This window comes from Deltaproteobacteria bacterium (genome assembly GCA_016933965.1).
GTDB lineage: Bacteria > Desulfobacterota > Syntrophia > Syntrophales > UBA2210 > JAFGTS01.
The window spans coordinates 20,447-30,614 of the sequence record JAFGTS010000046.1 but is presented as its reverse complement, the minus strand read 5'-3'; the positions used below and the strand labels follow the sequence as shown (position 1 = coordinate 30,614).

The window sequence follows — 10,168 nt, the reverse complement described above, 5'->3', positions numbered from 1 at the left end:
TTAAAACAGAAGGACATTGATTGTAAAAATGAGGTAATTAAGAATTATCTAACCAATCCAATTAAACCAACTCACAAAATTCAATACGGTCCTCATAATCTGCAGACACTTGATGTCTATACTATAAAGTCACCAAGTTTGAGACCGGTAATATTTTTTATCCATCCTGGGGAATCGACTAGTTTTGCGGTTGTACCAGCTGTGCCTTCTTGGCTATCCCTTGGATATACAGTAGTTTCTATAAATTATCGTTATGTACCAGAGTATCCATTTAATGAGGCAATTAATGATTGTGCACTAGCATTAAAATGGGTCACAGAAAAAATTCAAAATTATGGTGGTGACCCTGATAACATAGCCATAACGGGCGCTTCATGCGGCGCTCACTTAGCTGCATTATTGGTAACTGGAACCCGGTGGCAATTGAAATATAATATAGACAAGGCAAAAGTGAAGTGCTGGATTCCTATGAGCGGTTTTTATGATTTGAATTTAAAGGAAAACTACTTGAGCCCAACCATTGCAGAATATATTAGGTTGATATCTTCCCCTTCGAAACAACTTGCCTCACCTGTTGACCAGGTGACTGGTATCGAACCGCCAAGTTTAATTATTCATGGCAGAGATGATTGGGCTGTTCCAAGGACAAATGCTGTGGCATTGTACAATGAATTACAACAGAAGGGGGCAAAGGCGGAATTGGCTCTACTTAAGAATTATCGACATACAAATATATTTTATGACTATTACAAGCCGGACCACGTACCAGCCATATTAATAAAACGTTTCCTCGCAACCCACTTACCATCACCAGAAAATCATTGAGTCTTCTTCAGTACAATTCATCGAGTGAATTTTATAAGAGCAGGCAAATCGGAAAACTACATTTCCGCCGGAGTCCTTAGCCCCCCTCTTTTTTAAAGAGGGGGTAACAAAATGAAGTAAAACCAGTCCCCCTTTGTAAAAGGGGGATTCAGGGGGATTTTATATTAATCTTCCTTTTAACAGTCCTGTAGATGACCTCAACAACTGCATCTGTTTCTCTCAACACTTCATTGGAATGAAACCGTAATACCGATAAACCCATATCGGCTAACGTTTCATCACGGATGCGGTCTTTTTCAACATTCTCTTCATCCTTATGTTGCGAACCATCGATCTCGACCACGAGCTTTGCCATTGGCGCATAGAAATCCACGATGTAATCGCCGATCGGTTTTTGACAGTAGAACTGTATATTAAGGATTTGTTTTCTTCGCAACCGTTGCCAGAGGATCAGTTCGCTGTCTGTCATGTTTTTTCTGAGGTTGCGTGAGTGGAGCTTGAGGTTTGGTTTGTATGGTAGCATTTTAAATCCCCCCTGCCCCCCTTTTACAAAGGGGGGGTCTTATAGTTGAACTTTTACAAAGGGGGGATTCTTATATTTGAGTTTTATAAAGGGGGATTCATGTGTTTGAGTTTTATAAAGGAGGGATCATTGTATATGAACTTTTATAAAGGGGGGATTCTTGTCTTTGAGTTTTTACAAAGGGGGATTCTCGTGTATGAACTTTTACGAAGGGTGGTTCTTGTATTTTTCCACATCAAGGTGAAAGAGCCCGCCGAAATTGCCGATGTTCCCGATGGCTTCCTTGCGGGAGATATTCTTGATAAGAGGCTTTATTTTTTCAAAGTAGAGTTATTTTTGTTCCTTTTTTAAAGTAGAATCATTCTTGTTCCCGTTTTAAAAGTCGGGGGTTTTTTGTATGACCCAGGTACCTTCCAAAGATATCGAGCATTTCAGAGGGATTTACAATGCGGAAGGTAAATGATCTTGACCTTGCTAATGTGCCGAAATCCTTTTTATCTCCGGTCACAAGATAGTCAGCGCCACTGTGGAGTGCAGAAACAATTACGGGGGTGTCTTTATCCCGCACATGACCGGAATGTTCTTGAATATCATCTGATGAAGGCAGGGGAATGATCTTTAAATTTAAGAGTGGCATATATTTTTCATATACGGGATACACCTGAGGCATTTTCTTTTTGATGTTGCGTTCGATCTCCATGAGATTGTAATGACCGGTCACGCCGCTTACCCCGGGGATGTGTGCGCAAAGAATATCGAGAATAATACGAGGAGGGCCTGTTTCTGAAAACAAGCCCGATAATATTACATTTGAATCAAGAAATATCTTAATCGTTTTTTTTGCCATAGAGCTCAGAGTAAAGTGATGCGCGTTCCTCCTGCAAGCCTTCCATTACTTCCTGAATTGAACAACTGGAGCGTTTGAGTATCTGCCGTATCTGCCGACGCGCCTCATCGAGCTCGAGCCTTCTGGGGGTAACCACAAAAGAATCCCCCACAGGAATGATGGACACCTCCTGACCTTCTTCCAGATTGAGGGTATCTCTGAGCTTCTTGGGAATGGTAAGCTGTCCCCGGGTTTTGATCTCTGACTTGAAGGATCTAGTGATTTGCATTTTTCTATCCTCTTTGCAGTAAATTCTGAAATCATAATATCAGAAATGTGAATTCGGAACAAGTGATAAACAAACGTCATTGCGAGCGCGCCGTATGCGTGCGTGGCAATCTCGTGGTTAGACCAATTACCATGAGATTGCTTCGTCGCTGCGCTTCTCGCAATGACCAGGGATATTATGTAATTACGAAAAAGGAGCCGATAAATCGGCAGACTACAAAAGCATGTAAATATAGATTCCGGATATACGCTGACGCGGATTCCGGAATGACAAAAAAAGAGACGCACGGATTATGGATCAAACTCAGATTCCCGAATCACGAATCCTGATTCTCGAATACCGATTTGCGGCCCCTAATCCTTGATCTTTCTATAAACCGAAAGAAGCGATAAATTCATCCACGAGCACTTTGGGTTTTATTGTTTTTCCGTGCCTTTCAAGAGAGACAATTCCATATTCTTGCATGGTTTTGAGCGTTCTGGTGAGATTACTTTTTTGCCTTCCGCTTGATGCAGCAAGTTTTATAATCGATTCCGGTTTTTCATTTCTGATGATACGCAATAACTCTCTATTTTTTGTGCTGAGTATCTGTGCCATGGATTCGGTTGAATCAAACCATATTTTCGGTTCTCCCCGTTTGGGTTTTCTCTCACCTCTGGCAATTTCCAACGTATACTTTTTAAAATCAGCCCGAGGCATAATTCCTATTACAACTCTTTCCGCCATGATATACGCATCCTCTTCAAATATATTTTTCGACCGTATTCCAAAAATCCTCTATCAATTGAGAGGCGGAATCAAATTCATAGTGAGTTGTCTTGTTTCCATTGAGTTCTAAAAGTGTTTTAAGCTCGTAATCATCGTCGCATCGGTCATTTTTCATTTGATAGTATGGTTATCATCCGGTGATAACTATGTCAAGCGTTAATTAATTGATCATGGATTCAGGATATCCGCTGACGCGGATTCCGGAATGATGAAAAAAGTAGATCGTTGGTTCCGATAGGCCAAATTGTACTTAATTCGAATTTCAAATTGACAAAACGTTTGGACCATCAGATTTGTGTAGTTGCCCGATTCATCCAACGTTTTTAAAGGCGCCGATAGATCGGTGAACTACATTACATATGAGCGTCATTGCGAGCGCGCCGTGGGCGTGCGTGGCAATCTCGTAAGTTCGCTTGCACATAGAGATTGCTTCGCTTCGCTCGCAATGACAAACCAGGGTTATCCGTCATTGCGAACGAGCCGCAGGCGAGTGTGGCAATCTCGTGGTTGGTCCAATTACCATGGGATTGCTTCGTCGCTGCGCTTCTCGCAATGACCTCAGCTTAATCCGTAATCCGCTATTCCGTAATCCCTCTTTAGCTTATCAGATACGCTTCGATAAAATCGTCGATGTCGCCGTCGAGTACACGGTCGACGTTGCCGACCTCGAGGTTCGTGCGGTGGTCCTTGACCATTTTGTAAGGATGGAGGACGTAGGAGCGGATCTGGCTGCCCCAGGCGATCTGCTTTTTCGTTTTGTTGACCTCGGCCAGTTTCTTTCGCTGTTCTTCGAGTTTCATCTCATAGAGGCGCGAACGGAGGATTTTCATGGCCATGGCCCTGTTCTTGTGCTGAGAACGTTCGTTCTGGCACTGGACGACGATGCCCGTCGGCAGGTGCGTTATCCTCACCGCCGAGTCCGTCTTATTGACGTGCTGTCCCCCTGCCCCGCTCGAACGGTAGGTGTCAATCCGCAGGTCGGTTTCATCTATATCCACTTCGATACTGTCATCGATCTCGGGATAGACGAAGACAGATGCGAATGACGTATGGCGCCGCTTCCCCGTGTCAAAGGGCGATATGCGGACCAGCCGGTGTATCCCAACCTCAGCCTTCGCGTAACCGTAGGCGGAATCGCCTTCGATGGTCACGGTAACGCTTTTGACCCCGGCCTCGTCACCGGGCTGATAGTCGATGATGTCCGTTTTGTACCGTCGTTGTTCCGCCCAGCGCAGGTACATCCGCAGGAGCATCTCGGCCCAGTCCTGGGCCTCGGTCCCCCCCGCCCCGGCGTGGATGGTCATGATGGCGGGCAGGCGGTCCTCTTCCTCGCCGAGCATGGTCTTCAACTCGCTGCTACGGACCGCCTCTTCAAGGGTTTTCAGGTCGCCCTGTATCTCTTCCAGAACCGCCTCATCTTCCTCTTCCCGGGCCATATCAAAGAGGATGGCGGCGTCGTTTAGTTTAGATTCAAGGCTCTTGCATTCTTCAGCGGTCTCTTCCAGCCTGCTTTTTTCCTGAAGTATGGTCCGCGCCGTTTCCTGGTCGTTCCAGAAATCCTCCCGTGTCGAGAGTTTCTGCAACTCCGCTATTCTTATTTCGCCGGCATCGACGTCAAAGACAACTCCTGAGGTTCTGTATTCTTTTTTCCAGGTCCCGTATTGTTTCGGTTATTTCCTCTATCATCTTGGTTCACTCCTTCTTCAAACGTAACGCTGTTAAACATATCACGAGTAGAAAGCCCAGGCAACAGTAAGTAAAGACGTCACCATACCGTGAATAGAATGTTCCCCCCTCGAGAAAGGCGATATTGCCGTTCAGATAGGTCCTCTCAAAAAGGCCGCTTTTTGTCATGATGCGTCCCGCCGGGTCGATCATGGCGCTGATACCCGTATTCGCCGCCCGGGCGATGAACAGCCGGTTCTCGACAGCCCTGAAGGCCAGCATGCTCATATGCTGGTACGGGGCGGATGTCCTGCCGTACCAGGCGTCATTGGTCACATTGATAAGAAGTGACGCCCCCCGCTTCCGATATTCCCGGCTGATCTCAGGGAACACCCCTTCGTAACAGATAAGGACCCCGGCCTTGTTCCCATCTATCATCAGAGGCTCAAAGCCCGCCCCCGGCATAAAATTCCCCACCCCTTCAACGAGCCTGTCAACGAAAAAAAGGTATTTTTTCAGCGGCACATATTCACCGAAGGGAACGAGATGCACCTTGTCATAGCGCCCGGCCATGGACCCGTCAGGCCTGATGAGATACGCGCTGTTCCGCAGGAAATAAGCCCCCTCTTCCCTTCCGTAGCTGGGTGCGCCGAAGAGAAGATGGGACCGGGTCTTAACGGCTATGTTCCGAATCGCCCGGTGCCGGTGGTCGTTATCCTGGAAAAAGAAGGGGGCCGCTGTTTCGGGCCATACGATAAGCCGGCCCTTTTCCTCTTTTGCCGCTTCGAAAGACAGGCTCCGGTAGATGTCCAGCGTTCTCATCTGAAATTGCGGGTTCCACTTTATCGACTGGTCGATATTCCCCTGTATCAGCGATATGGGAATCAGCTTTGCCTTGTGTACCCGGTCATCCACCGCGTTCATCCTGCTGTACCCGTATCCGATTATGAGAATGCCGAGGAGCAGGGTTATGCCGACGGCGGGGACAAGCGTTCGTGCCCGCTGCCGTATCAGGGCAGCGAAGAGTACGGCATTGACCAGGACGATGAAAAAGGAAATGCCGTACATGCCGGTGATGTCGGCGATCTGTATGAACGGCACAAAAGCGTATTGAGAAGCGGCGAGGTTCTCCCAGGGAAAGCCGGTCACAAAATATGATTTTGCATATTCAAGGGCGATCCACAAAAGCGGGGCCGAAACGATCTCGCTGATCCCTTTCCCTCGAAAGTATGCCGTCCCGGCTGCGAATACCGACACATAGAGCGCGAGATAGAATGCCATGAGCAGCATGATGGGGATCGCCGTGTAGAGCGGCAGGTCTCCATAGTGTACGACGACATGGACGACCCAGTAGAAGAGGCCGATGTTGAAAACGCAGCCGGCAAGAAAACCGTTCAGGAACGCTTCGCCGGGATCGAGCTCTCGGATCGCATGGAACAACGGGACCAGCGCGATCCAGGCGACAAGGCCGATACCGAACTTGGGGAACGAGAGGACGAGAAGAACCCCCGACAACAGTGAAAGGATAAGCGATCTCTTATTCATTTCAGGCCGGTTGTTCCTTCGTTGGTTCAGGTTCTTCCCCTTCGGTACCACCCGCGAGCGGGGAATCTTCGATCTTTCGCACCCGGACCTTCTTGATCGATCGCTCATCGGCGGCCTCGACGATCATCATGAGGTTCCTGTATGAAATGTGCTCACCGATGATGGGTATCTTTTTGATGAGATGAAAGATGAATCCGCCGAGGGTCTCGAACTGCCCCTCGGGGACAGTGATGTTGAAATACTTTTCGAATTCTTCTATTTCCACCCGGCTGTCGACGATGACATCACCGGAGGCCGTTTCCACGAAGGCGACTTCTTCCACGTCGTGCTCGTCATGTATCTCGCCGACGATCTCTTCGATCAGGTCTTCCAGGGTCACCAGCCCCGAGGTACCGCCGTATTCATCGATGACGATCGCCATATGGGATTTCTTTTCCTTCAATTCATGCAGAAGCTGGTGGATGTTCTTCGTCTCGGGGATGAAATAGGCCTTTCTGAGTATCGACATGATATCGCTCTCGGTGATCGGCCGGGACCAGAACCGCAGCAGGTCCTTCACGTTCAGTATGCCGACGATATTGTCTATGTTGTCCTGGTACAGGGGCATCCGGGTGTGACCGGACTTGGAGGTCAAATCGAGGATGTCATCGATGGAGTCGTCGCCGCTGACGGCAACGATTTCCGTTCGAGGAACCATCACCTCCCGGGCGACGGTTTCCCGAAGCTCGAAGATGCTCTGGATCATTTCTCCCGACTGCTTGTCTATCAGCCCGTGATCGGTCCCTATATCGATGATGGACTGGATCTCTTCTTCCAGAAATGACAGGCCCTTTTTCCTGTTTACCCGCAGGAACAGCGAGCTGAGCCATATTCTGATCTTCTTGAGTAAAATAGGTTCCTCCTTTTTCAGCCGCCTGATGGACTGCGCCTGATAATTCCCCACACCCCGGAATACTACAATCCTCGTAAGTATTCCGGCCGCAGGATCCTTCTGTCCCGTGACCGTATCACATCATCGATCAGGCGGACGGTTCGTTCCTTTTCCTCCGGCAGCCGCACGCGGAGCGGCAGGTAGTTCGAAGCGTGGTTCGACGTAAAGAAGCAGTTGGTAAAGTTCGATTCCGCTATCATGGTCCGCAGCTCTTCGAGAAACCCGAACTGGTCGGGCAATTCAAAGGTGCCGGCAACCTGTTCATCATGGAGCGGTGTTCCCGGAACGACCATGACGGTCAGCGCGCCCACGAAGTCGGGGTCCATTTCCGTTAACACCTTTGCGGAATCACGGGCGTGCTCCTCGCTCTTTTCAGTCCCGCCGATGCCCAGGAGCACCGTGACGGAAAGGGTGATACCCGCTTCCTTGATACGCCGGGCCGCCTCTATCATCTGTCCGGCTGTGACGCCTTTCTGTATTTTTTCGAGCAGTTCGTCGTTGCCGGTCTCCAGACCGAGATAGGCGATCGCAAGCCCCTGTTCTCTCAGTTCGGCCAGTTCTTCCGTTGTTTTTCTGAGCACCGCCTTGGTGTTGGCATAGGTGCCGATGCGCTCCAGACCCCTGATGTGCCTGTTGATCGATTCCAGGATGGGAAGCAGTTTTTTCTGGGGAATTATCAGGGCGTCACCGTCGCAGAGAAATACCCGCCGGATGGCGCCGTAACGGCTCGCCTCGAGAATGTCCTCTTCGATCTCGTCAAAGGATTTGATCCTGAACTTCTCCCCCTTGTAAGTGGGGCAGAAGGTGCATTTATTGTGCGAGCAGCCCACCGTTACCTGCAGTAGAAGGCTCCCCGCCTCGCTGGGGGGCCTGATGATGATGCCTTCGTATTTCATTACTTCTCCGGTCTTTTCCCTCCAAATGGATTGATCTCGATATCATCGTAACAGGTCCTGCAGAAGGCCTTGGTATCCACATGGCCGCACCCGTATCCCCAGAGGTCGAAGGTCCTGCAATTCTTACACAACGGGATGCCGCAGCCGTCGCAATAGATGACGGCCTCCCGGTTTCCGCAGGAACCGCATATTTCCAAGCCTTCTACTATGATCACCCGTTTCCCGTCTCCACGGTCAAAATCGCCCGTAATGTATATCAGCACCTCGAAAAAGGCAAGGAAAAGACCAAGAAAAGGCCAAGTGCCTGGGGGCTCGGCAATATAGAAGTCCCCCTTTGTAAAAGGGGGATTTAGGGGGATTTTACATACACAAATCCCTCCCGACCTCCCTTTTTCAAAGGGAGGTGAAAGACGCCGATAAATATAGCCTTGTCTTTTCGTCATTGCGAGCCGCGAAGCGGCGCGGCAATCTTCTCGCATTACCATGAGATTACTTCGTCATCCGCCACGGCAGATTCCTCGTAATGACATTGAGGAACCGTAATTTGTAATCCGTAATCCGCTAATCCCATTAATCCGTAATCCTTCTAATCCGCAACCCCCATCATTTTTTTCTTGACGCATTGAATCTATCATATTATTGAATTTAACGTTGTTTGGGTAACAGGTAATATCGTTTCAGGAAGGTTCTTTGACATTCCACGGAATTGCCTGCTTATTTTTTAATTTTTTTCTTGCAACAAGGAGGGTGCGTTTTGGCTAAGGGGACAGTTAAGTGGTTTAACGACAAAAAGGGGTTTGGTTTCATTCGTCAGGAAAATGGTCAGGATCTTTTCGTACATTATTCTTCGATCACCATGGACGGTTACCGGACACTTAACGAGGGGGACATTGTAAATTTTGAGGTTGTAGAAACCGATAGAGGGTACCAGGCAAAAAACGTAACAAAAGATTAACAATTCAAGAATACCGGCTGTTATAATTTCATAGTATCGTCATTCATCTGTTTCGTGGACTTACTGTATTCTTCTATTGAATGAATAGCTCTAAGGCAACGAAGACGCGGTACTATATTCAATGAAGGATTTCACAGGTCCCAGAAGGGACCTTTTTTTTCATCCGTGGTAAGAGAAATCCCCCTTTACATTTTGGAATACTCTCAAAGAACTTGACATGGTGGCGCTTGAAGTGTAGAAAGTCCTATTTTCAATGTATTATGAAGCTCTCCTGGATATCGTCATTGGACAGGGAGAAAGATCTGCAGGATGTGCAAGAGTGACAAAAGCCCTTACTCAGTTAAAAGAAAATGAAACCGGAACCGTCGTTCAGATCAACGGCGGCGTGAACGTGATAAACAGATTGAACTCGCTGGGCATCATGCCGGGCCGCAAGATAACCAAGGTAAGTTCCATGATGATCAAGGGACCAGTGACGGTCCAGGTCAACAGAAGTCACATCGCCATCGGTTATGGAATGGCGGAGAAAATTGTCGTTCAGGTTGAATAAGTGACAAAGTGCCTTAGTGCCTTAGTGCCTTAGTGCCTTAGTACCGGAGTTCCGGAGTGCCGGAGTTCCGGAGTGCCGGAGTGCCGGAGTGCCGGAGTGCCGGAGTGCCGGAGTGCCTGAGAGGTATGCAAGTGTGCTGCGTGCGTGTTATTACTGATACGCGCATTTTGTTATTCTGTCATTCCCGCGCAGGCGGGAATCCAGTCTTTGTCATGCATTTAAAGATCACTTGGATTCCGGATATCCGCTGATGCGGATTCCGGAATGACAAAAGGAAGAAATACGGATTACGGATTTGGGATTACGAGTTACGAATCACGAATCCCGGTTTTTCGCACTTAGGTACTCAGACACTGTTTTTAAAACCACCAGATAAATTGAGCAACAACATTTTT

Annotated in this window: 13 protein-coding genes; 4 read left to right on the top strand and 9 right to left on the bottom strand. The window is 48.3% G+C overall.

What is annotated here, in order from left to right; genetic code table 11:
- The coding region (locus JXO48_11810) for an alpha/beta hydrolase (GenBank protein MBN2284566.1) at positions 1-825 on the top strand (825 nt) is incomplete at its 5' end.
- A 148-nt stretch (positions 826-973) separates the two neighbouring features.
- On the opposite strand, the gene JXO48_11805 is transcribed toward JXO48_11810, so the two are convergent.
- Complete coding sequence (locus JXO48_11805) at positions 974-1,348, bottom strand: endonuclease domain-containing protein (GenBank protein ID MBN2284565.1); 375 nt, start codon at positions 1,346-1,348, stop codon at positions 974-976.
- Positions 1,349-1,483: 135 nt separating this feature from the next.
- Between JXO48_11805 and JXO48_11800 the strand changes: the two genes are divergently transcribed.
- Positions 1,484-1,699, top strand: coding sequence for a hypothetical protein (locus tag JXO48_11800; protein ID MBN2284564.1), 216 nt, complete (start codon positions 1,484-1,486; stop codon positions 1,697-1,699).
- A 7-nt stretch (positions 1,700-1,706) separates the two neighbouring features.
- On the opposite strand, the gene JXO48_11795 is transcribed toward JXO48_11800, so the two are convergent.
- The 8 genes from JXO48_11795 to JXO48_11760 all read right to left on the bottom strand — a co-directional run bounded on the left by JXO48_11795 (position 1,707) and on the right by JXO48_11760 (position 8,483).
- Positions 1,707-2,195 carry a PIN domain-containing protein gene (locus JXO48_11795; GenBank protein ID MBN2284563.1) on the bottom strand — a complete coding sequence of 163 codons (489 nt, stop codon included), beginning with the start codon at positions 2,193-2,195 and terminating at the stop codon, positions 1,707-1,709.
- A complete protein-coding gene (locus tag JXO48_11790) occupies positions 2,176-2,463 on the bottom strand; it encodes an AbrB/MazE/SpoVT family DNA-binding domain-containing protein (GenBank protein MBN2284562.1) in 288 nt (95 codons plus the stop codon). The genes JXO48_11795 and JXO48_11790 overlap by 20 nt, the downstream gene beginning before the upstream one ends.
- Positions 2,464-2,832: 369 nt before the next feature.
- Positions 2,833-3,189: a MarR family transcriptional regulator gene (locus tag JXO48_11785; GenBank protein MBN2284561.1), complete on the bottom strand. Its 357-nt coding sequence runs from the start codon at positions 3,187-3,189 to the stop codon at positions 2,833-2,835.
- Between the two features lie 638 nt (positions 3,190-3,827).
- Positions 3,828-4,917, bottom strand: a protein-coding gene (gene prfB, locus JXO48_11780; GenBank protein ID MBN2284560.1) for a peptide chain release factor 2 whose coding sequence is annotated in 2 segments (ribosomal slippage) — positions 3,828-4,847 and positions 4,849-4,917 — 1,089 coding nt in all. Because the reading frame shifts where the segments join, the coding sequence is not laid out codon by codon here.
- 6 nt (positions 4,918-4,923) lie between these two features.
- Positions 4,924-6,441, bottom strand: coding sequence for an apolipoprotein N-acyltransferase (gene lnt / locus JXO48_11775; GenBank protein ID MBN2284559.1), 1,518 nt, complete (start codon positions 6,439-6,441; stop codon positions 4,924-4,926).
- Position 6,442: 1 nt separating this feature from the next.
- The gene (locus tag JXO48_11770; GenBank protein MBN2284558.1) at positions 6,443-7,333 is read right to left on the bottom strand and encodes an HlyC/CorC family transporter; all 891 of its coding nucleotides are present in this window, start codon (positions 7,331-7,333) and stop codon (positions 6,443-6,445) included.
- Between the two features lie 62 nt (positions 7,334-7,395).
- Positions 7,396-8,268: a B12-binding domain-containing radical SAM protein gene (locus tag JXO48_11765; GenBank protein ID MBN2284557.1), complete on the bottom strand. Its 873-nt coding sequence runs from the start codon at positions 8,266-8,268 to the stop codon at positions 7,396-7,398.
- Positions 8,268-8,483, bottom strand: coding sequence for a hypothetical protein (locus JXO48_11760; GenBank protein MBN2284556.1), 216 nt, complete (start codon positions 8,481-8,483; stop codon positions 8,268-8,270). Before JXO48_11760 ends, JXO48_11765 begins: the two co-directional genes overlap by 1 nt.
- A 539-nt stretch (positions 8,484-9,022) precedes the next feature.
- Here JXO48_11760 and JXO48_11755 point away from each other — a divergent pair.
- The gene (locus tag JXO48_11755; GenBank protein ID MBN2284555.1) at positions 9,023-9,223 is read left to right on the top strand and encodes a cold-shock protein; all 201 of its coding nucleotides are present in this window, start codon (positions 9,023-9,025) and stop codon (positions 9,221-9,223) included.
- A gap of 253 nt (positions 9,224-9,476) precedes the next feature.
- Complete coding sequence (locus tag JXO48_11750; protein ID MBN2284554.1) at positions 9,477-9,773, top strand: ferrous iron transport protein A; 297 nt, start codon at positions 9,477-9,479, stop codon at positions 9,771-9,773.
- Positions 9,774-10,168 lie beyond the last annotated feature (395 nt).